Here is a 25,888-nt window from a genome sequence, read left to right as displayed (position 1 = left end):
ACTTATTTTGATTTGATATAGTTGATACCATCTGCTTTTGGTGCAACTGCTTTTCCAAAGAAGGCTGCCAAGACAAGAATTGTCAAAACATAAGGTGCGATTTGAAGATAAACCGCAGGCACACCTTGTAGGAACGGTAATTGAGAACCGATAACAGCCAAACTTTGTGAAAGTCCAAAGAAAAGACTAGAAAGCATGGCTCCGATTGGATTCCATTTTCCAAAAATCATAGCAGCAAGGGCGATAAATCCAGGTCCAACAATAGTTGTCACTGAGAAGTTAACTGAGATTGATTGAGCATAAATCGCTCCGCCAATTCCACCTAGGAAACCTGAAATAATAACCCCTAAATATCTCATCTTGTAGACATTGATTCCCAACGTGTCCGCTGCTTGAGGATGTTCACCAACAGAGCGGAGACGAAGACCAAAGCGAGTTTTGAAGAGAATAAACCAAGCAAGGAACGAGAAGGCAATCGCCAAGTAACCAAGAAGGCTAGTTGACTTGAAGAAGATATCACCGATTACTGGGATATTTGCCAAGACTGGGAAATCAAAGCGTCCAAAAGTCTGACTTAGGTTGTCGGTTTGTCCTTTGTTATAAAGGACTTTCACTAAGAAAACAGCCAAGGCTGGCGCCATCAAGTTCAATACCGTACCGCTGACAACATGGTCTGCACGGAAATGCACCGTCGCAGCTGCGTGAATGATAGAAAAGATTCCCCCTACCAATCCTGCTACAAGCAAGGATAGCCATGGAGTTGCTGCTCCAAATTGTTCTGCAAATTCAAGGTTAAAGACAACTCCAGAAAAGGCACCCATAACCATAATTCCTTCAAGACCGACGTTTACCACACCACCACGTTCAGAGAAAACACCACCAATACTTGTAAAGATGAGGGGTGCTGAATAAATCAGCATAGAAGACACCAAGAGGGTGAGCAAGGTTGTAATAGACATCTTTACTTACCTCCTTTAACTTGTTTTTTCGGTTTGACAAAGCGTTCGATAAGGTAATGAACACTGACAAAGAAGATAATAGACGCTGTTACAATGCTAACAAGCTCAGACGGTACCTGCGCCGCATTCATACCAGGAGCTCCAACTTGGAGAACACCAAATAGAAAGGCTGCAAAGAGAATACCAATTGGTGAGTTGGCCGCAAGCAGACTAACCGCCATCCCGTTAAATCCAACAGCCAATGACGCCCCTTGAACATAGACATTCTGGAAGGTTCCAAGTCCTTCAACAGCTCCACCAAGACCTGCCAAGGCACCTGAAATAATCATTGATAGGATAATCGTTCGTTTTGCAGAAATACCAGCGTATTCTGAAGCATGTGGATTAAGACCAACAGCACGGATTTCAAAACCAAGGGTTGTTTTCTTGAGCATGAACCAAATAACTGCAACAGCAATGATGGCAAAGAAAATACCAATATTCATCCGCGAATTACCAGTCAACTCAGCCAACCAAGGGGTCTGATAGGTTGCATTAGCCCCAACACGAATGGTCGAATCTGTACTTTGCATAAAGTCTTTAGGGAAGGCATGGATAAAGGCATTCCCTACATACAAGACAATGTAGTTCATCATGATGGTTACGATAACCTCTGAAGTCCCGAGATAAGCTCTCAAAACACCTGGAATAGCTCCGACAATCCCACCAGCAATCAAAGCAATCACGATAGTTGCTAGAATCATCAAGGGACGTGGCATATCTGGATGCGACAGGGCAAACCAACCACTGAGAATCCAACCTGCCAAAGCCTGACCAGGAAGCCCAACGTTAAAGAAACCTGCACGACTGGCAACAGCAAATCCAAGACCAATCAAGACCAAAGGCCCCATTGCACGGAAGATTTCTCCAATCCCACGCAGGCTACCAAAGGCTGTATAGAACAATTCTTCGTAGCCCCAAATAGCATCATAGCCGAAGATCCACATGACAATGGCTCCAAGTAAAATTCCAAGGAAGACAGAGATCAAGGGAACCGAAATTTGTTGTAATTTTTTAGACATCACTCTTCTCCTTTCCCAAGTTTCCACCAGCCATCAAGACACCAAGTTCTTGTTTATTGGTTGTTTCTGGTGACACAATACCTTGAATCTTACCATCATGAATAACGGCAATACGGTCTGAGACGTTTAAAATCTCATCCAATTCAAAGCTGACAACTAGAACAGCCTTACCATTATCACGCTCTTCAATCAAGCGCTTGTGGATATATTCAATGGCACCGACATCCAACCCACGAGTTGGCTGGCTGACGATAAGGAGATCAGGATCACGATCAATTTCACGAGCAATAATTGCTTTTTGTTGATTTCCTCCTGAAAGTGCAGCTGCAGGAACAAATTCACTGGCAGCACGAACATCAAATTCTTCCATTAGCTTTTTAGCATAAGAAGTAATATTTGAATAGTTCAAAATTCCATTTTTACTATGTGGTTCTTTGTAGTAGGTTTGAAGGGCAATATTTTCAGAAATCATCATCTCTAAAATCAAACCATCACGGTGACGGTCTTCTGGAACGTGCCCAACACTTAGCTCTGTAATTTGTCGTGGATGCAAGCCTACAATTGAATCTCCTTTTAGCTCAATGCTACCAGATTCAACCTTGCGAAGACCTGTGATGGCTTGAATCAGTTCAGACTGACCATTTCCATCAATCCCCGCAATTCCAACAATCTCTCCAGCACGAACATCCAAGGACAGATTTTTCACAGCTGGGACACCGCGGTTTTCATTGACCACCAAGTCTGTAATAGACAAGACCACTTCTTTTGGTTGAGAGGCTTGTTTCTCCGTTTTAAAGGAAACAGAACGTCCCACCATCATTTCTGCCAAATCAGCATTGGTAGCCCCTGCAATTTCGACGGTTTCAATTGATTTCCCACGACGGATAACTGTAACGCGGTCAGAAACTGCGCGAATCTCGTCCAACTTGTGGGTGATCAAGATAATTGATTTTCCTTCTTTGACAAGATTTTTCATAATAGCCATCAACTCATCAATTTCTGATGGAGTCAAAACAGCCGTTGGTTCGTCAAAGATAAGGATATCAGCCCCCCGATAAAGGGTTTTTAAAATTTCTACACGTTGTTGGGCTCCGACTGAGATGTCTGCTACCTTGGCAGAAGGGTCAACAGCTAAGCCATAACGTTCAGAAAGAGCCTTGATTTCTTTGCTAGCTCCAGCAATATCTAGTACACCATTTTTAGTCAATTCACTTCCTAAAATGATGTTTTCAGCCACCGTGAAAGCTTCTACCAACATAAAGTGCTGGTGAACCATTCCGATTCCCAAGCCAGCTGCTTTAGATGGTGAATCGAGATTGACAACTTGACCGTTGACCGCGATTTCACCACTAGTTGGTTCAAGAAGTCCTGCTAACATGTTCATGAGCGTGGACTTTCCAGCCCCATTTTCTCCTAAAAGTGCATGAATTTCACCCTTTCGTAGGTGCAGGTTGATGTTGTCGTTGGCAACAAATTCGCCAAACACCTTGGTAATATCACGCATCTCTATGACATTTTCGTGTGCCATGTGCTCTTCCTTTCAGAGTCTTATTTTATTTCAATAAAACTTGCTAGTTTGTCTAGTAGCAAGCTTTACTGAGACAAAATGACTTTGTCTCAACTCTTAAAAAAGCGACCGAGGGCCGCTTCCTAAGAAATGACTTCCATCCATTATTTTGCAGGAACTTTTACGCTTCCATCAAGGATTTTAGCTTTAGCATCTTCGACAGCTTTTTTACCTTCTTCTGAAAGGTTTGTTACTGCCAAGTCAACCCCTTTATCTTTCAATGAGTAAACGATCACTTGACCGCCAGGGAATTCACCTTTTTCTGCCTTGTTAGAAATATCTTTTACAGTTGTACCAACTTGTTTCAAAGTAGATGCAAGAACAAAGTTTGATTCTTTGCCATCTTTAGAAGTGTATTTACCTTCTGCTTCTTGGTCACGGTCAACACCGATAACCCAAACTTTTTCATTTTCAGGACGGCTTTCGTTGAGTGATTTTGCTTCTGCAAAGACACCAGCACCTGTACCACCAGCTACTTGGTAAACAATATCTGCACCAGCTGCGTATTGTGCTGCTGCAATTGTTTTACCTTTAGCAGCATCACCAAATGAACCAGCATAGTCAACTTGTACTTTGATAGATGGGTCTACTGAGGCAACACCTGCCTTGAAACCAGATTCAAAACGAGAGATAACTTCTGACTCCTGTCCACCTACAAAACCAACTTGTTTTGTTTTAGTTGTTTTGGCTGCAGCTACACCTGCAAGGTAACCTGACTCATTATCAGCGAAAGTTACGCTCGCAACATTCTTTTTATCTTTAATCACATCATCAATCAAGACATAGTTCAAGTCAGAATGTTCTTTAGCTGCTTCTTCAACCGCATTGTGAAGGGCAAAACCAACACCGAAGATTAGGTTGTAACTTCCAGCCGCTTGTTGCAAGTTGTTAGCGTAGTCAGCTTCACTTGTTGATTGGAAGTAAGTGAAACCGTTATCTTTTGAAAGATTGTGTTCTTTACCCCAAGCCTGCAAACCTTCCCAAGCTGATTGGTTGAATGATTTATCATCAACACCACCAGTATCAGTGACGATTGCTGCTTTTGTCTTCACATCAGAAGATGAATCTGCCTTACGAGAAGAGCGGTTACCACATGCAGCAAGTCCAACTGCTGCCACTGCTACTAGGCCAAGACCTAGCCATTGTTTCTTGTTCATTACTGAACCTCCTAAATAAGATGTGCAACGATGTTGCAAGTATGGATTGGTTGGCCACAAGGACCGTGCCACTCAGAGAGCGACTCAGACTAAGTTAAGTCTGTAAAAGAGTATGGAAGTAACTCCCCGACCGTCATCTCGACCGTCGATTTATCTTTTGCGACTAAGGTCACTTTTAGATCTTGTTCAAAAAATTCGACCATTACTTGGCGACAAGCACCACATGGTGAGATTGGTTTTTCAGTCTGTCCATAGACAATCAATTCTGAAAACTCTCTTTGTCCTTCAGATATAGCCTTAAAAATGGCTGTTCTCTCACCGCAATTGGTCAAAGGATAGCTAGCATTTTCGATATTCACTCCCGTGTAAACACTTCCGTCTTTGGCTACTAAAACTGCTCCGATAGGAAAGTGAGAATAGGGGACATAGGCTTTCTTGCTGGTTTCAATTGCCAGTTCAATCAACTCAGTAGTCGCCATCTGCCAATTCTCCTTTTAGAATTGCTACTCCAGCTGACGTTCCGATACGGGTCGCACCTGCTTCGACAAAGGCAAGAGCATCCTCATAAGAACGAGCTCCACCAGCAGCCTTGACACCCATATCAGACCCAACTGTTTCACGCATCAATTGAACATCTGCTATCGTAGCGCCACCAGTTGAAAAGCCAGTAGATGTTTTAACAAAATCAGCTCCTGCTTTTTGGGCTAATTGACAAGCCACAACTTTTTCTTGATCTGTCAGAAGGCAAGCTTCAATAATGACTTTCACTAACTTGTCACCACTTGCTTCTACAACAGCACGGATGTCCGATTCAACCAAGGCTAAATTACCTGATTTGAGAGCCCCAACATTGATCACCATATCAATCTCATCTGCACCATTTTGGATAGCTTCTTTTGTCTCAAAAGCTTTCACAGTTGAAGTTGTTGCTCCCAAAGGGAAACCTACTACTGTGCAGACCTTGACATCTGTGCCTTCAAGCTCTTTTTTAGCATGTTCAACCCAGGTCGGATTAACGCAAACACTGGCAAAATCATACTCTCTAGCCTCAGACAACAAACAATCAATTTGATTTTCTGTTGCATCTTGTTTTAAAAGCGTATGATCGATATATTTATTTAATTTCATATTCGGATTCTCCTGCGGTTTATGAGATAATTTCTATAATTTCTCGTAAACTTTGCACCCTATCATTTATTTTAACATATTTTTGAAAATCTGTAACTAGCTGATGAGAAATTTTTCCATTTGTGTATACTTTTGCAACAATTTCTCCCTTTTGAACGGAATCTCCAACTTTCTTTTCAAAAACAATTCCTGTTTCATAATCCAAGGCATCAGACTTGACTGCACGGCCTGCCCCCAGTCTCATAGCATAAAGCCCAAATTCCATAGCTGGAAGAGCTGAAATAACACCCGTCTCCTGAGCAGGGATTTCCACCACATGGGACACATTTACAGGACGATAGAGGTCTTCTAAGTCTCCACCTTGGGCTTGGACCATTTCCTCAAACTTAGCCAGCGCTTGGCCATTTTCAAGATGTTGGCGAACTTCTTCAACTGTTTTATTTACATTTGCCAGACCAAGCATAATTTGAGCCAATTCACAAATAAAGTGGGTAATATCCTGACGTCCTTGACCTTGTAGAATCTCCAATGCTTCAAGGATTTCCAGACGATTTCCAATCGCACGCCCTAAAGGCTGGCTCATATCCGTAATCACCGCTACTGTCTTCCGGCCAACAGCCTTACCAAGTTCCACCATGGTTTGAGCCAACTCACGCGCCTCATCAACCGTCTTCATGAAGGCGCCCTCACCGACAGTTACGTCTAGCAAAATAGCATCCGCTCCTGCCGCGATTTTCTTGCTCATCACCGAACTCGCAATCAAAGGAATCGTGTCGACAGTTGCGGTCACATCACGGAGGGCGTAGAGAAGTTTATCTGCTTTAACCAGCTGGTCTGATTGCCCAATGACAGATACACCAATATCCTGAACCTGACGAATAAAATCCTCTTGACTGCGCTCGACTTGATAGCCTTTAATGGACTCCAATTTATCAATTGTCCCACCAGTATGACCAAGGCCACGACCACTCATTTTTGCCACAGGCACACCAAAGCTAGCAACAAGAGGAGCTAAAATCAAGGTTACCTTATCGCCGACACCACCAGTAGAATGCTTGTCAACTTTCACACCATCAATGGCAGACAGGTCAAACTCTTGCCCTGTCTTGACCATCTTCATGGTCAAATCAGATATTTCTCGAGTCGTCATTCCTTTAAAATAAACAGCCATAGCAAAGGCAGACATCTGATAATCAGGAACAGTTCCTGATACATAGCCTTCTATCAGCCATTCAATTTCACTTGAAGTCAGTTCTTGACCGTCTCGTTTTTTTTGGATTAAATCAACTGCTCTCATTCTTTCACACTTCTAAGGATATAGTATCCCTTATCTTTTTTAAGGATTTCACAATTGCCAAACACATCTTCCATCTTAGACTTGGCACTTGGAGCCCCTTGTTTTTTCTGGATGACGATGGTCAAATCTCCACCAATTTCCAAGAAATCTTTACTTTTCTCGATAATTTCATGAACGACTTTTTTTCCAGCACGAATAGGGGGATTGGAAATGACATGTTCAAATTTCCCTTCAACTTGTTCATAGATGTTGGACTGGAAAATCGTCGCTTCTACTTTATTTCGTTCAGCATTTTGTCGCGCCAAACCCAAGGCACGATTATTGATATCGACCATGGTAGCCTGAACGCCATAAGCCTTAGCTAAAGACAAGCCCAAAGGTCCGTAACCACAGCCTACATCAAGGACAGTTTCTCCTTGGTTGACCTCCAGACACTTGAGCAAAAGCTGACTTCCGAAGTCAACCATCTTCTTGCTAAAAACACCTGCATCCGTCAGAAAGGTCATTTTTTCTCCCAACAATTCTACTCTCAACTCATGAATGTCGTGAGCAGCGTCAGGATTTTCTGCATAGTACATTTTATTCATAACCCTATTCTATCATATTTTGGATCGAATTGTAAATCGTTTACATATCCAAAATAAAACAAAAAGATTGAAGGAAGGTGCGTTACAATAGCTCCCCTTCAATCTCTTTCAACTTTTATAAGCAACTTGTATTTCATCTAGGACTACAGCTATCATTGCCATGATAAAACAACAAATTTATTGTCTATAATCAAGCGCATTTTTATTACTATTGCTTAACCTTCAGATACTTAATTATCAACAAAATTCCCAACAAAATATTTAGATAAAAGCCCAATTGATACGTTTGTGTCAGGATTTCCAAACTTGTCCAAAGTCGTATCAAATCTTCTAGTGACATGCGGAAGAAATAACCCTCTGTCGCAATCCATAGAACTAAAAAGCAATAACTACCAGCAGCAAGCCATTTCGCCCATCGTTTTTTTAGGAAGAAAGCAATCAAAAGCGAACAGATAAAGACAGCTGTTACAATGGCATGTTCCATCAAAAAAGTAAAACCGTAATAGATTTCCACAAAGCGTCTACCATTATCCGCATTGACTCCTTTTATAAAAGGTAAGGCAAAACTTAAAATAAAACAGAGTTCCAATAGGTAACGTTTCAAGATTTTCATAGTACACCTCCTATAAGTTATAAACCCCAAAGCCCCCTTTATAGCTGATAAGTCAGTAGAAAGCAGCTCCTACTTCATCAATAAATTGTTCATCCTCTATCTACTTATATTATATACTATTGACTTACCACATTCAAGAAACCGCTTTATTTTTTTAACTTTTTATGGTATGATAGACAAAATATCTAGGGGAAAACAAATGACCAACGAATTTTTACATTTTGAAAAAATCAGTCGCCAGACTTGGCAATCTTTACATCGAAAGACGACACCTCCTTTGACAGAAGAGGAATTAGAATCCATCAAGAGTTTTAATGACCAGATTAGCTTGCAGGATGTTACCGATGTCTATCTCCCCCTAGCCCATCTCATCCAGATTTACAAGCGTACCAAGGATGATTTGGCCTTTTCAAAAGGGATTTTCCTTCAACGTGAAAGCAAATCCCAGCCTTTTATCATTGGGGTTTCTGGGAGTGTTGCCGTTGGAAAATCCACAACCAGTCGCCTACTTCAAATCCTACTGTCCCGTACACTTACAGATGCTAGGGTTGAGTTGGTAACAACTGACGGCTTTCTCTATCCCAACCAGACCTTGATTGAACAAGGGATTTTAAATCGTAAGGGATTTCCTGAAAGCTATGATATGGAAGCTCTTCTCAACTTCTTGGACTGCATCAAAAATGGACAAGATGTGGATATTCCTGTCTACTCTCATGAAGTCTATGACATCGTCCCTGAAGCAAAACAACGAGTAAAAGCTGCTGACTTTGTGATTGTCGAGGGGATTAACGTCTTTCAAAATCCACAAAACGAGCGTCTCTATATTACTGACTTCTTTGACTTTTCCATCTATGTTGATGCTTCAGTTGATGACATCGAGAGTTGGTATCTAGACCGTTTCTTGAAAATCCTGAGCCTAGCCCAAAACGACCCTGATAGCTACTATTATCGTTTTACACAAATGCCGATTGGGGAAGTGGAATCCTTTGCCCATCAGGTCTGGACCAGTATCAATCTCACAAATCTACAAAATTATATTGAACCAACTAGAAATCGTGCAGAAGTGATTCTTCATAAAACAAAGAACCATGAAATCGATGAAATTTACTTAAAAAAATAATTTTCCCTTGTCAAAACGTAAGTTTTCAGATATAATGGTATAGTTAGTAAATATGGAGGTAAGAACATTGGCAAACATTAAATCAGCTATCAAACGCGCTGAATTGAACGTTAAACAAAACGAAAAGAACTCAGCTCAAAAATCAGCTATGCGTACTGCTATCAAAGCTTTCGAAGCAAACCCATCTGAAGAACTTTTCCGTGCTGCTAGCTCAGCTATCGATAAAGCAGAAACTAAAGGTTTGATTCACAAAAACAAAGCAAGCCGCGATAAAGCTCGTCTTTCAGCTAAACTTGCTAAATAAGAAACAGTCCATAGAGGCTGTTTTTTTGTCTCCAAATAGGAAAAGGTAGAAAATGAAAATTGCAATTATCGGATATTCTGGTGCTGGTAAGTCAACGCTAGCTGAAAAGTTATCTCTCTACTACTCCATCCCAAAACTTCATATGGACACACTCCAATTTCAACCTGGTTGGCAAGACAGTGACCGTGATTGGATGTTAACCGAGATGAAAAATTTTCTCACCAAGCATGAAGCTTGGGTCATCGATGGTAATTATTCTTGGTGTTATTACGAAGAAAGAATGCAGGAAGCTAACCAAATCATCTTTTTAAACTTCTCTGCTTGGAATTGTTTGCTAAGAGCCTTTAAGCGCTATTTAAAATACAGAGGAAAAGTGAGAGAAAGCATGGCTAAGGGATGCCCCGAGCAATTCAACTGGGAATTTATTCGTTGGATTCTCTGGGATGGTCGAACAAAAAATGCTAAGGATAGATACCAATATTTAAACAATACTTACCCAGAAAAGATGCGTATTCTCCATTCTCAAGCAGAGATTGATTGTTTTTTGCAATCTCTTAAAAAATAGACGGTAGAGCAACATTTCATTAAGGTCACAGTATGGACTGAATGACTAAAAAAGGAAGATTTTCATCCAGAAAGTCTTCCTTTTGTGTTCTCTTTTATTCAGCAATCAAGGTTTCTAATCCAACCTTCATCATATCGGTGAAGGTATTTTGACGTTCTTCTGCAGTCGTGTCCTCATCTGGATTAACCAAGCTATCAGAGATTGTCATAATAGCTAGCGCGTCAACATGGTGTTGGGCTGCCAGATAGTAAAGTGCTGCTGCTTCCATTTCCACAGCCTTGACTCCCCATTTACCAAGCTCGATGTTCTTTTCAAAGTAGTTTGAATAAAAGACATCAGATGACAAAACGTTCCCAACGTGGGTTGTCATACCGAGATTTTTGGCAATATGATAAGCCTTATCTAGCAAATCAAAGCTAGCGATTTGTGGGAAATCGTACTGTGGCCAGTCATTGCGGATGATGTTAGAGTTGGTTGCAGCTGCCTGCGCCAAAACCAATTCACGTACGTGGACATCTGCATTCAAAGATCCTGCAGTTCCCACACGAATCAATTTTTTCACTCCGTAGTCAACAATTAACTCACGCGCATAAATCGAAATAGATGGCATTCCCATCCCAGTTCCCATAACAGATACACGGTGACCCTTGTAAGTACCAGTGTAACCAAACATGTTACGCACTTCGTTAAAACAAACAGCATCTTCAAGGAAATTCTCCGCAATAAATTTCGCACGAAGAGGATCCCCTGGAAGAAGAATTTTATCAGCAATTTCACCCTGCTGAGCAGCAATATGGATAGACATAATTTATGATACAAAGAGCGACAAGAAAACGACTGAAAATTAGGAATCTGACGAGAAATCCTGATTTTTCAGTCAGATTATCTATTTTCCAAGTTTTCCGCTCGTGTTCAAATCAGAACACACGCTCTACCTTTCTTTATTTTATATTGAGAAAGATACCAAACCCGTCAAAAAGCAAAGGGAAAATAGGAGTTGGGCGCAGTGAGCGATGCTCGCTAGACCAACTATCTTTTTCCCACTGCTTTTAGGGTGGGGTCAATTCCTTTCTTAATTTTGATGATATTGAGAAGATTAGAACGGCTTCAATTCAAACCCGAACTCCCCTTCTCTTCTGAGTTTTTAGAAAAGTTTTCCGCTCGTGTTCAAATCAAAACACGCGCTCTACCTGTCTTTTTTATATTTTATATTGAGAAAGATACCAAACCCGTTAAAAAGCCAAAGGGAAAATAGGAGTGGGGCGCAGTGAGCGATGCTCGCTAGACCAACTATCTTTTTCCCACTGCTTTTATGATGGGTTCAATTCCTTTCTTTCTTAATTTTGATAATATTGAGAAGAGTAGATCGGATTCAATTCAAACCCGAACTCCCCTTCCTTTCTAAGTTTTTAGAAAAGTTTTTCCGCTCATGTTCAAATTAGAACACCTCACTATACCTTTCTGTTTAATTTTGTTCTCTCACAGATAGCTACCTGAGTTCTATTCAAGCTCAGGTAGTACTTTCTTATAAACTAAATCATCTCATTCTTGAATAGTAGGATTTTTTACAAGACATCGTCATCAGAAATCTTAGAATTTAATGTTGTTCCCCAATGGGTAATTTTACGGTGGGGTTGAGCTAAAATTGGTCTGTTTTCATAGATTGTTTGCCATCTATTCCATAGTAGACCTGTCTTTTTCTCAATCTTAATTCGCAGATTTCTCATGTTTCCTTTGATTGGGAGGTTGAGGACAAAACCTGCAGTCTGGTTGCGACCGTTTCCTTCCCAAGAACGACTACGAACAACTTGGTTTCCATCTTTGTCTACTGTAACTTCTTCCCAAGTTATAGAGTAGCGGGCAATATAAGCTCCACTATGTTGAATTGTCAATGTTTTGTCTTTCACAGGCGTTTGACTGATTGGTTGAACTGGCTTAGAAACTTGTGTCGCCGTCTCACCATTCGTAGCGATAAAGCGGAAAACTTCTACTTCTGCAAGACTGAGGGCTTGATTGTTCTTACGTAGTTGCACACGAACACGGCGTCCCAATTTCCCATTTAATTGAACATCCAAGCTCGTTCCGTCAAGTTTAGCAACATACTGTCTAGCAACTTCTTTCCCTTTTTCATCATATAAAATCACATCAAAGTCTGACAGACGTTTAGAAAGCTCTCCATCCCCACGGTTATGAAGGCGAACAAGTCCTACCTGTTCTGTACGACCTAAATCAACTTCCCACCAAGGCTGGTTTTCAAATTTTGTATGGGTAATTGATTGCTGGCTATAACTACTATTGGTATTGCCATCCAAGGCACGACTAGCATCTCCACCAAAATCAGTAGAACTTTGCTTAGCTTGTTTTTTCCAAGCGATATTCTCAGCACGATATACTTGGACTTCTGCAAGACTGAGGGCATTATAGCCTTCTAGCTCAATCCGAACATAGCGCGCTTTTTTATGGTTAATCGCAATTTGTGCTGACACATCTTTAAGAGATGTTATTCGTTTTCTCTCAATTTCTTTACCAGAACTGTCTAACAGAATGACATCAAAGTTTGCCAATCTATCCTGGGCAGTGTCTGTTCGGTTGTAAATATTGATTTGGCGAATGGTTTCTTCTTTAGCCAAATCTACTTGCCACCAAGGCTTAGATTGGAAGTTGGTATGAGTGATAGAATTGTGACCATAGTTACCATCAACTTTGCCATCCACAGCTCTTCTAGCATCTCCTTCGAAAGCTGTCGAACTTTGAGTAACCTGTTTCCCTAAGGTAATATTTTCCATTGGTTCCGCGCTTGGTTGACTAGAAGATTGGGGCAGAGCCTGTTTCTTAAAGAATCGCACTTTATCCAATTTTGGATCACGATAACCATGTTTATCCAAGGTAGTTCGTTTACCAATATTAAAGTTAGGAATATCATTCATTCGACTTTCAAAATAGCCACGAGAACGGTGTTTAAAGCGTGAATTACCTGTAAATGTAACAATATCACGATCGTTATGAATCAAGGGAGTCACAACATTATCATTATCAACCACATAATGCTTAATTTTTCCACTAACAGCTAATTTACGGCTTTCCAAACCAACATCCCAGAAATCATTCTCAGCATTCCAAACCGCTCTGGAAGTAATCACTTTAGGCGCACTGAAAGTCGTCACTTTTCGCAATACATGGTTATAAAAATCAGGATATTTTTGGTAAGCTTCAACCGCTGCAATCTGAGCTAGGTAGCCTCCAAGAGAATGGCCTGTCATATACAACTTGGTAATACTTGTATCCTTGGCTAATTCCCCAACAACCTTGCGGATATCATCCGCTTGCGCTGGTTTATTTCCTCCTAACAAAACAAAATCTGCACTTAAATCTTTTGCATCATTCCGTCTTGTTCCACGTATAGCCAACATGTGCACCGTTCCATCTTTGAGATAAGGAAGGTCGCTCTTGGTCTCAAATAAGAAAGCATCCAAGCCACTATCTGTATGATAGGCTTTTTTCATCTTCCAGAAAGAAGCCAATTCATTGTGCATGAGTTTGTATTCTTGACGGTCAAGATAGAGACTAGGGAAAGGATTCTTATGATCTAAAATTTTCTCAATATAATCATCGTCTCGATCGGCTAACTCCATAAAGAGAAGAGAATCACGGTCTGTGACATACCATTCTTTCTTATTGTCATCTTCTCCATCTGCCAAACCATCCCCATCACTGTCTGCTAGCAAGGGATGACTGTTATATCCTAGATAATCCTTACCATCTTTGTTGTACACATAAAGTTCATCTTTGTTTTTGATGCCATCTTGGTCATCATCCCCTTCCAAATCAAGAACTTTTTCACCGTAGAGAGATTCATCAATCAAATCATTTTCTAAATGCAATTCCCCTTTGGAAATCTTCACCAAATCTTCTGCTGTTAGAGAACGAGTATTTGTTGGTTTTTCTGTCACAGCTTCTTCTTTAGTTTCTTCTACAGGAGCAAGAATAGGTAAGTATTGAGCTGGCTCGGTTATCTCTACTTTTGACTCTTCCCTTTTGTTTTCAAGAACTTCACTTGCTTCCGGAAGCGTTTGAGGAGCTAGTCTTGACTCCTCTCTAAGAGGAGTTTCTAGTTTTGGAGTAGCATTTTCCGGCTCTCTCAATTCCTCCTTAGGATCTAGCACTCTTGTTGCCACTTCAGATGTTACATCTTGCTGTAGTTCATTGGCTGAAATTCCAGCTGGAGCTAGAAATGCAAAGCCGACTGCAACAGATACAACTCCGATACTTAATTTTTTTATGCCAAAGCGCATCATTCGTTGACCAATTTTCATTATTCTTTATCTTTCTTTTCGTTTATTTGTAAGCAGACTCAAGCGAAATCTCCTTGTCCCCTATATAGGACAAGACTGAGAAATTCAGAAAGTAATACTCTTCGAAAATCTCTTCAAACCACGTCAGCGTCGCCTTACCGTAGATATGGTCACTGACTTCGTCAGTCTTANNTCCTAGTTTGCTCTTTGATTTTCATTGAGTATAAATTCATTCTTATCTCTTCTTATCATACTAGTCTGCTTGGCTAGGAAGCTAATTCCAGCATCCTAGATTCTTGTCTTTCACAATGCTAACTATCAGACTCTTTCAGTTACAAGAGTAGGAAGAAACCCATAGTCTACCTATGTTTCTTCTTTGTTCCGAATAGCCAGTCAATCATGAAAAGGTAGAGGTATTCCCCCTTTTAAATCTTTTTTCTTACAATTCTGCAAGAATCGCTTTAAGCAAACCTTTGAAATCACCTTTGACACCTTCAGTCACTTCTACAACTTCTTCGTGATTGAGTTCTTCTTGGAAACCAGCCGCAAAGTTAGTGATACATGAAATTCCCAGAACTTTCAAGCCAGAGTGGGCTGCCACGATAACTTCAGGAACCGTAGACATACCAACTGCATCTGCTCCCAGTGTCTTATAGGCACGGATTTCTGCTGGTGTTTCATAAGTTGGACCAGTAACACCGATATAGACACCTTCATCAAGCTTGATATCAAGTTTTTTAGCAACTTCATGGGCAGTAGCACGGTATTCTGGAGTGTAGGCCTTAGACATATCTGGGAAACGTGGACCAAAGTCATCCAAGTTTTCACCCATCAATGGATTTTGCCCCGTCATGTTGATATGGTCTGAGATAGCCATCAAAGTACCAGGACCATATCCAATACCACCAGCTGCATTGGTTACAATGACACCTTCACATCCAAGAACTTTCATGACACGTACTGGGAAAGTCACGACCTCCAGAGGATTTCCTTCGTAAAAATGGAAACGACCTTGAAGAGCCAAGACCTTGCGACCTGCAAGGTCACCATATACTAATTTACCAGCGTGACCGACTACTGTAGAGCGGCCCCAGTTTGGAATCTCAGCATAGTCTACTGCAACTGGATTTTCGATTTCTTCTGCCAGTTCTCCCAGTCCTGATCCAAGGATTAGACCGAACTCAGGCGCTTGAATTCCCTTGTCTTTCAGGAAAGCAGCTGTTTCATGGATTTTGTTTAAAAATGTCATTGTGTGTCTCCTTTATTATTTTTTTAGCATTTGACCGATTTTTTCAAAAGTTTTAGCATTGCGAATGGTAATGTGGCGATAGAAAGGCATCTTGAGCAGATCCTTGTGATAGGCAGTTTTAGAGTAGGTTTCTTCAGAAAATTTCCCCAGAAAATCCCAAGTTTTCCAAAATAAAGCACTTCATCTTTCAGCTCTAAACTTTCAACTGTCGCGATGACTTGGTCCACATCCAAACCCTCAGTGTAAAAGAGAAAATCTTTTCGTGCCAAGTCTCTGTTCCACCAAGCTGGTAGATTTTCAAGTTCCGCCTCAAAGTCCTCTAGACTCAGTAAAGAAAAGCTCTGAATAAATGGATAATGGACTGCAAAGAAAGTCTCTAGCTTTTCAACCAATTGGGCTTTGGAATCTATCGAAGTAAAGAAAATATTGCCACTATTGATGTAGCTCTCAACCTTTTCCAGTCCCAAGTTTGTCAATTCTTGACGAAGCTCCGCCATGACGACCTTATTCTTACCACCAACATTGATACCTCTCACCAGCAAAGCATAGCGCGTCATCTTATACCAATTTATCTAAGAAACTTTCCCCAATCATAGCAGTTTCCACACCAAAGTTATCGGCAACAGTCGCTGAAATATCTGCAAAATGTCCTACTGGAATGAGACCATTTCCTTTAAAGGCAGGGCTATAGGCCAACAATGGAATATATTCCCGAGTGTGATCCGTTCCTGCATACGTTGGGTCATTTCCATGGTCCGCAGTAATCAAGAGAAGGTCATTCTCTCTCATAGCTGCGATAATTTCAGGTAAGCGTTCATCAAACTCATGCAAACAATCACGGTAACCGTGAGCATTACGACGATGGCCGTAAAGGGCATCAAAGTCAACTAGGTTTGTGAATGAGAATCCTTTTTCAAACTCAGCAAGTCCCATAGTCTTCAATAGTGTATCAATTCCATGACTATTTGACTTGTTGTGACCCATGTCATGGTTGATACCAGCACCGTTAAAGATATCGTTGATTTTACCCACAGCATAAGTATCGATACCAGCCTCATTCAATTTATCCAAAACAGTTGGGGAAAATGGAGATACAGCCAAGTCACGACGGTTTGCCGTACGAGTGAAGTTACCTGGTTCACCTACATAAGGGCGAGCAATGATGCGACCAAGAAGGGCAGGACGCTCAAGGGTAATCGAACGAGCGTATTCACAGATACGGTACAATTCATCCAAAGGAATAATGTCTTCGTGGGCAGCAATCTGCAAAACAGGGTCAGCTGAAGTATAGATAATCAACTCTCCAGTTTCCATCTGACGTGGTCCAAAATCATCGATAACAGCCGTTCCTGAATAAGGTTTGTTGGCTTCACGAATAACCTTGCGTCCTGAGAATTCTTCGATTTTTGTCAGGATTTCTTCTGGGAATCCGTTCCAGAAAGTATCGAAAGGCTCAGTAATGTTGAGTCCCATGATTTCCCAGTGTCCAGTCATAGTATCCTTACCAAGAGATACTTCCTCTAATTTTGTTGCATATCCAGTTGGATTGCTTTCAGCTGCTACAGTCTTAAGAGGAGTTTCACGAGGAATATTTCCAAGACCTATTTTAGCCATGTTTGGGACATTCAAACCAACTGTTTTTGAAATGTGTCCCAGTGTGTCAGAAGCTCCATCTGGAACCCCTGCATTGACAAAGTTATTAGCATCTGGTGCTGCACCGATTCCTACAGAATCCAGTACCACCAAATGAATACGATTAAATTTAGACATCTTATGCCCCCTTCTATTTTCCTTTTTTTGAAGTTGAAATCTGAACTCCATCTCGTCCAGCAACGATTACCTTATCCACCATTTGGTTGAATAAACCATGCTCCACAACACCAACGACATGGTCCAATTCTTGTCCAAAAGCAATTGGATTTTCAATGACATCCAAGGCGAGGTCAATGATAAAATTCTGCATATCCGTCACAAAACGTTGGCCGTCTTTTTCACGGAAACTTGGTTTGTAGCCAGCTCGCTCAAAACGACGAAAGACTTGTTCTGCGCCATACTGAACCACTTCTACTGGCAATTTAAAAGCACCTAGTTTTTCGACCAGCTTGCTTTCATCCACCACCCAAATGTATTCTTTTGATGGTGTTGCGACCACCTTTTCCATGAGAAGGGCACCACCACCGCCTTTGATTCCGTTAAACTGACTATCCACTTCATCCGCGCCATCAACCGTCACATCGACAAAGTCTACTTGGTCAATAGACTTGAGCGGGATATTAAGGCCTTCTGCCTGTTTAGTGGTCACACTAGAAGTTGTTACAGCTGTAATCTGCAATCCTTCTTCCTTGATACGACGACCGATTTCTTCTACAAAATAATAGGCAGTCGAGCCTGTTCCAAGTCCAACGACCATTCCATCGCTCACGAACTCAGCAGCCTTGATACCTGCCATTTTCTTCAGATTTTCCACCGATTTACCTCCATCATTCTCAGTTCTTATTCTACTATGAAATCGCTTTTTATTCAAGTAAAAAGATCAAATTTACATTTTTTATCAATCTTTCTTTGAAAACATGCATTTTATTTTTATAAAACGAATAAAAATGAATTTATCTTTTATGTATTTGCTTTGTTCATCTCTTTCCAGTTCCAAAAACAAGACCTTAACTTTGATACGTCTAGTTTAGCATTAAAGCAGGCGCATTTCAAGAATCATAAATTAAGAGAAGGAAGTGGGTTTATCTATCTATTTTAAACAAGTTTATCTTTGCTTACCCTCTCTTGTTGACAAATAATTTTCATTACTTTAGGAATACAATTACTAATCTCCGTTGGCAAAACCACATACTGTTCTTGAGCTAGTTCTTGGGCAATAGCTGAATGAAGATGGGTCGCTACCGTCACACATTCGTAGAGACTGGCCTGTCGGAATTGGCCTGCAAATCCTGCAATCATTCCAGCAAGAGTATCTCCCATCCCCCCAGTCGCCTGATAGGGACCGCCGACCTGTAACTGGTAATAATCAGATTGGCTAGCTTGCCAAATACGAGTAGCCGGACCTTTCTCCACCAAAATTGTTCCTTGAGGAAATGAAGTCAGGGCACTAGCTGTTGCATCTTCCTTTTGCTTTTCAATAGCAATACCAGACAGCTTTTCCCATTCTTTTTGGTGGGGAGTTAGGATAAGCTGGTTAGACGGAAACGACAAACTTGTCCTAGCAAGAATGGTCAGGGCACCACCATCTACAATCAAAATCTGATTCTGTTTTAAGCTAGCAAAGACCTGTTTGACTAGATCTTCTCCAAAAGCATCGTCTCCTAAACCAGGTCCCAGCAAGACAACTTCTGCCTTCTCCAACTGCTCTTTTAACAATTGCTTGTCTTGAAGAGAAAATGCCATAGCCTCAGGTAAATGGCTGTGCAGAGCTGGAATATTTTCCCTGTCCGTTCCAACGGTCACCAATCCTGCACCACTCTTAACAGCAGCTAGTGCAGCCATAATGATAGCACCTCCATAAGGATAAGTGCCACCAAGCAGCAGCAGACGACCATGGTCTCCTTTATGACTTGTACGAGAACGTTCAATAATAACTTTTTCTAGTAAAGTTTGATCAATCACTTTCATCGTTTTTTCCTCTCGCTTTTATTATACAACAAAAAGGAGGCGCAGACCTCCTTTTGTAATCTTATATCTAAAATTTAATACTCATTTCTGCCATTTCAGATATAGCTATAGAAAATACACTCTCTTCAGCGATTTTTCTCTTATTTTCTATCCAATGTCCGAAGTGCTGCCTGATAAGTTTGCTCCATTAGCATGGTAATGGTCATAGGGCCTACACCTCCAGGAACTGGTGTGATGTGGCTAGCAAGTGGGGCAACTGCCTCATAGTCAACATCTCCACAGAGCTTCCCATTTTCATCGCGGTTCATACCGACATCAATGACAACCGCACCTGGTTTGACAAAGTCAGCAGTCACAAACTTAGCACGACCGATTGCGACTACAAGAATATCTGCTTTAGCAGCCACCTTGGCAAGATTATGGGTGCGTGAATGGGTCAAGGTTACTGTTGCATTTTTGGCTAAAAGAAGCTGGGCCATGGGTTTTCCAACAATGTTTGAACGACCGATGACGACCGCATTTTTACCTTCTAATTCAATCCCATATTCATGAAACATTTCCATAATTCCTGCAGGTGTCGAAGGAATCATGACTGGATGACCAGACCAGAGACGCCCCATGTTTAAGGGATGGAACCCATCCACATCCTTTTCTGGATCAATAGACAATAGAACCGCCTCTTCATCAATGTGTTTTGGTAATGGCAACTGGACCAAAATCCCATGCCAAGCTGGATCCTGATTATATTTAGCAATCAGGTCTAACAATTCCTCTTGAGCAATGGTCTCTGGAACTCGCACTACTTCGCTACGGAAACCAGCCGCAAGAGCTGACCTCTCCTTGTTGCGAACGTAGACTTGGCTGGCTGGATTATCCCCAACCAAAATCACTACCAAACCAGGTACTAGACCTGTTTCTTCCTTTAATTTTGCAGTCTTTTCAGCCAATTGCCCCTGCAATTTGACCGCTAAAGCTTTCCCATCAATGATCTGTGTCATATCACTTCTCTTTTCTTTCAAATATCTTCCATTATAGCAAAAACTGCCTGCACCCCCTAACACTTATTTCCTAGGCTATCCTATAGTTTCAAACTATAAGAAAAATCTCTGGTTGAGCTTTTCACTAATCTTGTCTTGAAATTTTAAAATAGATTATAAAACCTTACTCAAGAAGTCTTTAGTCCGTTGTTCTTGGGTTTGTTCAAAAATCTGTTCAGGTATTCCGTCTTCAACAACCACACCGTCTGCCATAAAGATGACACGATCTGCCACCTCACGGGCAAATCCCATCTCATGTGTTACGATAACCATGGTCATTCCTGACTTGGCTAGATCTTGCATAACAGCCAATACCTCACCCACCATTTCAGGATCCAAGGCTGAAGTTGGCTCGTCAAAGAGTAAAACATCTGGTTCCATAGCCAACCCACGCGCGATAGCAATCCGTTGCTGCTGCCCACCTGACAAACTCTGTGGATAAGCGTCTGCCTTATCCGGCAAACCAACTTTTTCCAACAGCTCTTGAGCTCTCTTCTCAGCAACTGCCTTGCTTTCACCTTTGGTCTTGATAGGTGACAAGGTAATATTTTCCATCACAGTCATATTAGGAAAGAGGTTAAATTGTTGGAAAACCATGCCCATCTTCTCACGCATGGCAAAGAGGTCATTCTTCTTGTCCGTAATATCGACTCCCTCAAAGATAACCTTCCCCTTGGTTGTTTCCTCCAACAAATTCATAGAGCGAAGCAAGGTAGATTTCCCGCTCCCCGAAGGACCGATGATAACGACAACTTCTCCTCTTTTAATCTCGAGGTTGATGCCCTTCAATACTTCATTCTTTCCAAAAGATTTATGTAAATTTTCAATTTTTATCAAGATTTCTGTCATTATTTCTTATCTCCTTGTCCCATATGTTTTTCAAAAGCTTTCAAGGCTACTGTCAGAATAGAGGTCATAATCAAGTAGTAAAATGCTGCAAATAAAAGTGGTGTTAAAGGTAGATAGGTTGTTGTAGAAACTGTTGTAGCCCCATTCCACAACTCCATGACCCCAATAGCTGATAAGAGGGAGCTGTCCTTGATAATGGTGATAAATTCGTTCCCCAATGCTGGCAAAATATTTTTGATTGCTTGTGGCAAAATCACATACCGCATCGCATTTTTAGGACGAATCCCTAAAGAATAGGACGCCTCTAACTGCCCCTTAGGAACCGCATTAATCCCAGCACGAACAGTCTCAGAAACATAAGCACCACTGTTCATAGAAATAATCAAAATCCCTGGAATCAGACGAGAAAGATCAACACCCAAAATCCCAACCTGAATAGTCGGAGCATTGATGTGCATAAGAGCAAAGGTAATCATAATCTGAACCATCATAGGTGTCCCACGGAAAATCCAAACGTACAAGTTGGCCAGCCAAACAAGCGGTTTAAACTTTGAACGTTGCCCAAAAGCCAAGACAACCCCCAAAATGGTTCCCAAAATGACAACACAGATAGAAATAAGAACCGTCACAACAGCCCCATAGTTAAAATAAGGTAAATACTTAGGTAAAAAAGAAAAATTCATAGTCACACTGCTTTCTAAAATAGAATACTGTATGATTATAACGTATATTGAATTAAAATTCAAATCTTTTATCCAATTTATTTAAAAATCTTTAAACTAGCAGAATTAGCGAGAAATCTTAGTTTTTTTCTAGTCAAGTTGGCCTCCTTTATGGTAAAATAGTAACGATAAGAAATGAAGGAGAATCAAAATGGAATCACATTTGGTTAGAATCATCAACCGCCTTGAAGCAATGGCAAACGATGGCGGAAATTTAAAACGTAATTTTGAACGCGAAGGAGTTGTTGTTGCAGAAGTTGCGTACAGCCACGACGAAGAAAACGGCTCAATCTTTACCCTTCGTGACGTAGAAGCTCGCGAAACGTATACGTTTGATAGCATTGACTTAATTGCAATGGAGATTTACGAACTTCTCTACTAATCTAAAACAAGCTGGGATTGTCCCTGCATGTCTAACCAAAATCCTTTTTGTCTCACAAATAGGATTTTTTTATAGTCCAAATTCACAAAAATTTTCATTGCAACAACTTTTCAAAGCTGCAATCTTTTTACTTGCTTTACACCCCAATCCTGTTATAATGAGAGTATAGGAATTTGACTATTTTTGACCTTTAAACAGATCAGGATAAAGAAAGAAATGAGGTAGATGTATGCTTTGTCAAAACTGTAAAATCAACGACTCAACAATTCATCTTTACACCAATCTCAATGGAAAACAAAAACAAATTGACCTCTGTCAAAACTGCTACAAGATTATCAAAACAGATCCTAACAATAGCCTCTTCAAAGGTATGACGGATCTGAACAATCGTGACTTCGATCCCTTTGGTGATTTTTTCAATGACCTAAACAATTTCAGACCTTCTAGCAATACTCCTCCTATTCCCCCAACCCAATCAGGTGGAGGTTACGGTGGAAACGGCGGTTATGGTTCCCAAAATCGTGGTTCTGCTCAAACTCCACCAGCAAGCCAAGAAAAAGGCCTGCTGGAAGAATTTGGTATCAACGTAACTGAGATTGCCCGTCGTGGAGACATTGACCCCGTTATTGGGCGCGACGATGAGATTATCCGTGTCATCGAGATTCTCAATCGTAGAACCAAGAATAATCCTGTTCTTATCGGTGAACCGGGTGTCGGAAAAACTGCCGTTGTCGAAGGCCTAGCTCAGAAAATTGTTGATGGTGATGTTCCACATAAACTCCAAGGCAAACAAGTCATCCGTCTGGATGTGGTTAGCTTGGTGCAAGGAACGGGGATCCGTGGACAATTTGAAGAACGCATGCAAAAACTCATGGAAGAAATTCGCAAACGTGAGGACATCATCCTCTTTATCGATGAAATCCATGAAATTGTCGGTGCTGGTTCTGCGAGTGATGGTAATATGGACGCAGGAAATATCCTCAAGCCAGCCCTTGCTCGTGGGGAACTGCAACTGGTCGGCGCTACTACCCTCAATGAATACCGTATCATTGAAAAGGATGCTGCCCTCGAGCGTCGTATGCAGCCTGTCAAGGTTGATGAACCAACGGTGGAAGAAACAATCACTATCCTCAAAGGGATTCAAAAGAAATACGAAGACTACCACCACGTTCAATATACCGATGCTGCAATTGAAGCAGCTGCAACTCTTTCCAATCGTTACATCCAAGATCGCTTCTTACCTGACAAGGCCATTGACCTCCTAGATGAATCTGGTTCTAAGATGAATTTGACCTTGAATTTTGTAGACCCTAAAGTCATTGATCAGCGCTTGATTGAGGCTGAAAATCTCAAGTCTCAAGCTACACGAGAAGAAGATTTTGAAAAAGCCGCCTACTTCCGTGACCAGATTGCCAAATATAAGGAAATGCAAAAGAAAAAGGTCACAGACCAGGATACTCCAATCATCAGTGAAAAAACCATTGAGCATATTATTGAACAGAAAACCAACATCCCTGTTGGTGATTTAAAAGAGAAAGAACAATCTCAACTCATCCATCTAGCCGAAGATCTCAAGTCTCATATTATTGGCCAAGATGATGCAGTCGATAAGATTGCTAAGGCTATTCGCCGTAATCGTGTCGGTCTTGGTACGCCTAACCGTCCAATTGGAAGCTTCCTCTTTGTCGGACCAACTGGGGTCGGTAAGACAGAACTTTCCAAACAATTAGCTATCGAACTCTTTGGTTCTGCTGATAGTATGATTCGCTTTGATATGAGTGAATACATGGAAAAACACAGTGTGGCTAAGTTGGTCGGCGCTCCTCCAGGTTATGTTGGCTATGATGAGGCTGGTCAATTAACTGAAAAAGTTCGCCGCAATCCATATTCTCTCATCCTTCTCGATGAAGTGGAAAAAGCTCACCCAGATGTTATGCACATGTTTCTACAAGTCTTGGACGATGGTCGTTTGACAGATGGGCAAGGACGGACCGTTAGCTTCAAGGATGCCATCATTATCATGACCTCAAATGCAGGTACAGGTAAGTCTGAAGCCAACGTTGGATTTGGGGCTACTAGAGAAGGACGTACCAACTCTGTTCTCGGTGAACTCGGCAACTTCTTTAGCCCAGAGTTTATGAACCGTTTTGATGGCATTATCGAATTTAAGGCTCTCAGCAAGGATAATCTCCTTCAGATTGTCGAGCTCATGCTAGCAGATGTTAACAAGCGCCTCTCTAGCAACAACATTCATTTGGATGTAACTGACAAGGTCAAGGAAAAGCTGGTTGACCTAGGTTATGATCCAAAAATGGGAGCACGCCCACTTCGTCGGACTATTCAAGACTATATTGAGGACGCAATCACTGACTACTACCTTGAAAATCCAAGCGAAAAAGACCTCAAAGCAGTTCTGACTAGCAAGGGAAACATTCAAATTAAGTCTGCCAAAAAAGTTGAAGTAAAAACTTATGAAAAAGAAGTATAAATCCTATAGAAAAGGAGTAGAAAATGAAAATTTTCTGCTCTTTTTACTAAAATAACTATAAGTTCTTGACAGCTCTGCCTTTGTCCATTATGATAATAATAAAGATACTAGATAATGAGGAAAATGCAATGGCAAACCCAACTTTCGGAGAAAAAAAAGCAAATACAGACTATGTTGCACGCTATGGAGTGTATGCAGTTATCCCTGACGCTAAACAAAAACAAATTGTTCTTATTCAAGCACCTAATGGCGCTTGGTTCCTACCAGGTGGCGAAATTGAAGCAGGTGAAAATCATCAGGAAGCCCTAAAGCGTGAATTGATTGAAGAGCTTGGTTTCACAGCTGAAATTGGTACCTATTATGGACAGGCTGATGAATACTTCTACTCTCGTCATCGTGATACCTACTACTACAATCCTGCCCACCTCTATGAAGCGACTTCTTTCAAAGAAGTGCAAAATCCACTAGAAGACTTTAATCATATTGCCTGGTTCCCTATTGACGAGGCTATCCAAAATCTTAAACGTGGTAGCCATAAATGGGCCATCCAATCTTGGAAAAAACAGCATAAGATTGACTAATACTCTTCGAAAATCTCTTCAAACCACGTCAGCGTCGCCTGACCGTAGATATGGTCACTGACTTCGTCAGTCTTATCTACAACCTCAAAACTGTGTTTTGAGCAACCTGCGGCTAGCTTCCTAGTTTGCTCTTTGATTTTCATTGAGTATTAGATTTTTGAGTAAAAAGCATAGAAAAACAGCCCCTAAGGACTGTTTAATCTTATACTGTAGCTGCTTGATCCAAGCTTTCACCGATAGCGGCTAGGCGCTCGATTACTTCAGCTTGTGTCAATTCATTTTTTGAAACATAGCGGTTACGTGGGTGAA

At 41.1% G+C, this 25,888-nt stretch carries 25 protein-coding genes and 2 pseudogenes; 6 read left to right on the top strand and 21 right to left on the bottom strand.

All coding sequences use genetic code 11. The annotated features are described in order from the left end of the window. Nucleotides 1-2: 2 nt before the first annotated feature. The 9 genes from HT671_RS02500 to HT671_RS02460 form a co-directional block, all read right to left on the bottom strand. Entirely contained in the window at nt 3-959 is a 957-nt protein-coding gene (locus tag HT671_RS02500; RefSeq protein WP_023940960.1) for an ABC transporter permease, read from the bottom strand. A 2-nt stretch (nt 960-961) separates the two neighbouring features. Beyond that, complete coding sequence (locus HT671_RS02495; protein ID WP_050207870.1) at nt 962-2,020, bottom strand: ABC transporter permease; 1,059 nt, start codon at nt 2,018-2,020, stop codon at nt 962-964. Beyond that, the gene (locus HT671_RS02490) at nt 2,013-3,548 is read right to left on the bottom strand and encodes an ABC transporter ATP-binding protein (RefSeq protein WP_000929841.1); all 1,536 of its coding nucleotides are present in this window, start codon (nt 3,546-3,548) and stop codon (nt 2,013-2,015) included. The genes HT671_RS02495 and HT671_RS02490 overlap by 8 nt, the downstream gene beginning before the upstream one ends. A 143-nt stretch (nt 3,549-3,691) precedes the next feature. Next, complete coding sequence (locus tag HT671_RS02485; RefSeq protein ID WP_050222932.1) at nt 3,692-4,744, bottom strand: BMP family protein; 1,053 nt, start codon at nt 4,742-4,744, stop codon at nt 3,692-3,694. Nucleotides 4,745-4,833: 89 nt separating this feature from the next. Beyond that, on the bottom strand, nt 4,834-5,223 hold the full coding sequence (locus HT671_RS02480) for a cytidine deaminase (RefSeq protein ID WP_050207872.1): 390 nt from the start codon (nt 5,221-5,223) through the stop codon (nt 4,834-4,836). Then, nucleotides 5,210-5,872: a deoxyribose-phosphate aldolase gene (gene deoC, locus HT671_RS02475; RefSeq protein WP_050207873.1), complete on the bottom strand. Its 663-nt coding sequence runs from the start codon at nt 5,870-5,872 to the stop codon at nt 5,210-5,212. The genes HT671_RS02480 and deoC overlap by 14 nt, the downstream gene beginning before the upstream one ends. Before the next feature lie 19 nt (nt 5,873-5,891). Next, complete coding sequence (locus tag HT671_RS02470; RefSeq protein WP_050207874.1) at nt 5,892-7,169, bottom strand: pyrimidine-nucleoside phosphorylase; 1,278 nt, start codon at nt 7,167-7,169, stop codon at nt 5,892-5,894. Then, entirely contained in the window at nt 7,166-7,756 is a 591-nt protein-coding gene (locus HT671_RS02465) for a class I SAM-dependent methyltransferase (protein WP_078374311.1), read from the bottom strand. The genes HT671_RS02470 and HT671_RS02465 overlap by 4 nt, the downstream gene beginning before the upstream one ends. A 208-nt stretch (nt 7,757-7,964) precedes the next feature. Then, complete coding sequence (locus HT671_RS02460; RefSeq protein ID WP_050207875.1) at nt 7,965-8,369, bottom strand: hypothetical protein; 405 nt, start codon at nt 8,367-8,369, stop codon at nt 7,965-7,967. Between the two features lie 199 nt (nt 8,370-8,568). Here HT671_RS02460 and coaA point away from each other — a divergent pair, with 199 nt between their 5' ends. From coaA to HT671_RS02445, 3 genes are all read left to right on the top strand, one after another. Further along, nucleotides 8,569-9,489 carry a type I pantothenate kinase gene (coaA, locus tag HT671_RS02455; protein WP_050207876.1) on the top strand — a complete coding sequence of 307 codons (921 nt, stop codon included), beginning with the start codon at nt 8,569-8,571 and terminating at the stop codon, nt 9,487-9,489. A gap of 67 nt (nt 9,490-9,556) precedes the next feature. Then, nucleotides 9,557-9,793: a 30S ribosomal protein S20 gene (gene rpsT / locus HT671_RS02450; RefSeq protein WP_001274000.1), complete on the top strand. Its 237-nt coding sequence runs from the start codon at nt 9,557-9,559 to the stop codon at nt 9,791-9,793. Nucleotides 9,794-9,845: 52 nt separating this feature from the next. Continuing rightward, entirely contained in the window at nt 9,846-10,358 is a 513-nt protein-coding gene (locus HT671_RS02445; protein WP_000684199.1) for a DNA topology modulation protein, read from the top strand. Between the two features lie 94 nt (nt 10,359-10,452). On the opposite strand, the gene deoD is transcribed toward HT671_RS02445, so the two are convergent. From deoD to HT671_RS02395, 11 genes and pseudogenes are all read right to left on the bottom strand, one after another. Next, nucleotides 10,453-11,163: a purine-nucleoside phosphorylase gene (gene deoD / locus HT671_RS02440; protein ID WP_000022090.1), complete on the bottom strand. Its 711-nt coding sequence runs from the start codon at nt 11,161-11,163 to the stop codon at nt 10,453-10,455. A 760-nt stretch (nt 11,164-11,923) separates the two neighbouring features. Next, nucleotides 11,924-12,844, bottom strand: coding sequence for a thiol-activated cytolysin C-terminal domain-containing protein (locus HT671_RS12020; protein ID WP_283225753.1), 921 nt, complete (start codon nt 12,842-12,844; stop codon nt 11,924-11,926). Then, nucleotides 12,836-14,650, bottom strand: a pseudogene (locus HT671_RS12015) (discoidin domain-containing protein); the annotation flags it as partial. The gene HT671_RS12020 and the pseudogene HT671_RS12015, both read right to left, overlap by 9 nt. A 439-nt stretch (nt 14,651-15,089) precedes the next feature. Continuing rightward, on the bottom strand, nt 15,090-15,899 hold the full coding sequence (locus tag HT671_RS02430) for a purine-nucleoside phosphorylase (RefSeq protein WP_050207878.1): 810 nt from the start codon (nt 15,897-15,899) through the stop codon (nt 15,090-15,092). Between the two features lie 15 nt (nt 15,900-15,914). After that, nucleotides 15,915-16,456, bottom strand: a pseudogene (locus tag HT671_RS02425) (DUF1697 domain-containing protein). 1 nt (nt 16,457) lies between these two features. Next, nucleotides 16,458-17,669: a phosphopentomutase gene (locus tag HT671_RS02420; protein ID WP_000033102.1), complete on the bottom strand. Its 1,212-nt coding sequence runs from the start codon at nt 17,667-17,669 to the stop codon at nt 16,458-16,460. Between the two features lie 13 nt (nt 17,670-17,682). Further along, nucleotides 17,683-18,366, bottom strand: coding sequence for a ribose-5-phosphate isomerase RpiA (rpiA, locus tag HT671_RS02415; RefSeq protein WP_000429303.1), 684 nt, complete (start codon nt 18,364-18,366; stop codon nt 17,683-17,685). 281 nt (nt 18,367-18,647) lie between these two features. After that, nucleotides 18,648-19,520 carry an NAD(P)H-hydrate dehydratase gene (locus tag HT671_RS02410; RefSeq protein WP_000863091.1) on the bottom strand — a complete coding sequence of 291 codons (873 nt, stop codon included), beginning with the start codon at nt 19,518-19,520 and terminating at the stop codon, nt 18,648-18,650. Nucleotides 19,521-19,660: 140 nt separating this feature from the next. Continuing rightward, on the bottom strand, nt 19,661-20,518 hold the full coding sequence (locus tag HT671_RS02405; protein WP_000192111.1) for a bifunctional methylenetetrahydrofolate dehydrogenase/methenyltetrahydrofolate cyclohydrolase: 858 nt from the start codon (nt 20,516-20,518) through the stop codon (nt 19,661-19,663). Between the two features lie 153 nt (nt 20,519-20,671). Continuing rightward, a complete protein-coding gene (locus tag HT671_RS02400; protein WP_138703503.1) occupies nt 20,672-21,406 on the bottom strand; it encodes an amino acid ABC transporter ATP-binding protein in 735 nt (244 codons plus the stop codon). Continuing rightward, nucleotides 21,406-22,089, bottom strand: a complete 684-nt coding sequence (locus HT671_RS02395; protein ID WP_001011644.1) for an amino acid ABC transporter permease — start codon at nt 22,087-22,089, stop codon at nt 21,406-21,408. The genes HT671_RS02400 and HT671_RS02395 overlap by 1 nt, the downstream gene beginning before the upstream one ends. A gap of 190 nt (nt 22,090-22,279) precedes the next feature. Between HT671_RS02395 and HT671_RS02390 the strand changes: the two genes are divergently transcribed. From HT671_RS02390 to HT671_RS02380, 3 genes are all read left to right on the top strand, one after another. Beyond that, entirely contained in the window at nt 22,280-22,510 is a 231-nt protein-coding gene (locus HT671_RS02390) for a DUF1797 family protein (RefSeq protein WP_000443574.1), read from the top strand. A gap of 229 nt (nt 22,511-22,739) precedes the next feature. Continuing rightward, nucleotides 22,740-24,998, top strand: coding sequence for an ATP-dependent Clp protease ATP-binding subunit (locus HT671_RS02385; RefSeq protein WP_172923022.1), 2,259 nt, complete (start codon nt 22,740-22,742; stop codon nt 24,996-24,998). A 128-nt stretch (nt 24,999-25,126) separates the two neighbouring features. Next, a complete protein-coding gene (locus tag HT671_RS02380) occupies nt 25,127-25,579 on the top strand; it encodes an NUDIX hydrolase (RefSeq protein WP_023938214.1) in 453 nt (150 codons plus the stop codon). On the opposite strand, the gene HT671_RS11525 is transcribed toward HT671_RS02380, so the two are convergent. After that, entirely contained in the window at nt 25,576-25,722 is a 147-nt protein-coding gene (locus tag HT671_RS11525) for a hypothetical protein (RefSeq protein WP_171043543.1), read from the bottom strand. The two genes, HT671_RS02380 and HT671_RS11525, sit on opposite strands and share 4 nt — an antisense overlap. Nucleotides 25,723-25,888: the final 166 nt, after the last annotated feature.

The organism is Streptococcus sp. 2741 (genome assembly GCF_013276315.1).
Lineage (GTDB): Bacteria > Bacillota > Bacilli > Lactobacillales > Streptococcaceae > Streptococcus > Streptococcus pseudopneumoniae.
This window is presented reverse-complemented; position numbering and strand designations above follow the sequence as displayed.

Excerpts from the sequence above, each read along its gene's own strand:
- HT671_RS02500 (WP_023940960.1), bottom strand. The coding sequence starts at position 959 with ATGTCTATTACAACCTTGCTCACCCTCTTGGTGTCTTCTATGCTGATT.
- HT671_RS02495 (WP_050207870.1), bottom strand. The coding sequence starts at position 2,020 with ATGTCTAAAAAATTACAACAAATTTCGGTTCCCTTGATCTCTGTCTTC.
- HT671_RS02490 (WP_000929841.1), bottom strand. The coding sequence starts at position 3,548 with ATGGCACACGAAAATGTCATAGAGATGCGTGATATTACCAAGGTGTTT.
- HT671_RS02485 (WP_050222932.1), bottom strand. The coding sequence starts at position 4,744 with ATGAACAAGAAACAATGGCTAGGTCTTGGCCTAGTAGCAGTGGCAGCA.
- HT671_RS02480 (WP_050207872.1), bottom strand. The coding sequence starts at position 5,223 with ATGGCGACTACTGAGTTGATTGAACTGGCAATTGAAACCAGCAAGAAA.
- deoC (WP_050207873.1), bottom strand. The coding sequence starts at position 5,872 with ATGAAATTAAATAAATATATCGATCATACGCTTTTAAAACAAGATGCA.
- HT671_RS02470 (WP_050207874.1), bottom strand. The coding sequence starts at position 7,169 with ATGAGAGCAGTTGATTTAATCCAAAAAAAACGAGACGGTCAAGAACTG.
- HT671_RS02465 (WP_078374311.1), bottom strand. The coding sequence starts at position 7,756 with ATGAATAAAATGTACTATGCAGAAAATCCTGACGCTGCTCACGACATT.
- HT671_RS02460 (WP_050207875.1), bottom strand. The coding sequence starts at position 8,369 with ATGAAAATCTTGAAACGTTACCTATTGGAACTCTGTTTTATTTTAAGT.
- coaA (WP_050207876.1), top strand. The coding sequence starts at position 8,569 with ATGACCAACGAATTTTTACATTTTGAAAAAATCAGTCGCCAGACTTGG.
- HT671_RS02445 (WP_000684199.1), top strand. The coding sequence starts at position 9,846 with ATGAAAATTGCAATTATCGGATATTCTGGTGCTGGTAAGTCAACGCTA.
- deoD (WP_000022090.1), bottom strand. The coding sequence starts at position 11,163 with ATGTCTATCCATATTGCTGCTCAGCAGGGTGAAATTGCTGATAAAATT.
- HT671_RS02430 (WP_050207878.1), bottom strand. The coding sequence starts at position 15,899 with ATGACATTTTTAAACAAAATCCATGAAACAGCTGCTTTCCTGAAAGAC.
- HT671_RS02420 (WP_000033102.1), bottom strand. The coding sequence starts at position 17,669 with ATGTCTAAATTTAATCGTATTCATTTGGTGGTACTGGATTCTGTAGGA.
- HT671_RS02410 (WP_000863091.1), bottom strand. The coding sequence starts at position 19,520 with ATGAAAGTGATTGATCAAACTTTACTAGAAAAAGTTATTATTGAACGT.
- HT671_RS02405 (WP_000192111.1), bottom strand. The coding sequence starts at position 20,518 with ATGACACAGATCATTGATGGGAAAGCTTTAGCGGTCAAATTGCAGGGG.
- HT671_RS02400 (WP_138703503.1), bottom strand. The coding sequence starts at position 21,406 with ATGACAGAAATCTTGATAAAAATTGAAAATTTACATAAATCTTTTGGA.
- HT671_RS02395 (WP_001011644.1), bottom strand. The coding sequence starts at position 22,089 with ATGAATTTTTCTTTTTTACCTAAGTATTTACCTTATTTTAACTATGGG.
- HT671_RS02390 (WP_000443574.1), top strand. The coding sequence starts at position 22,280 with ATGGAATCACATTTGGTTAGAATCATCAACCGCCTTGAAGCAATGGCA.
- HT671_RS02385 (WP_172923022.1), top strand. The coding sequence starts at position 22,740 with ATGCTTTGTCAAAACTGTAAAATCAACGACTCAACAATTCATCTTTAC.
- HT671_RS02380 (WP_023938214.1), top strand. The coding sequence starts at position 25,127 with ATGGCAAACCCAACTTTCGGAGAAAAAAAAGCAAATACAGACTATGTT.
- HT671_RS11525 (WP_171043543.1), bottom strand. The coding sequence starts at position 25,722 with ATGAAAATCAAAGAGCAAACTAGGAAGCTAGCCGCAGGTTGCTCAAAA.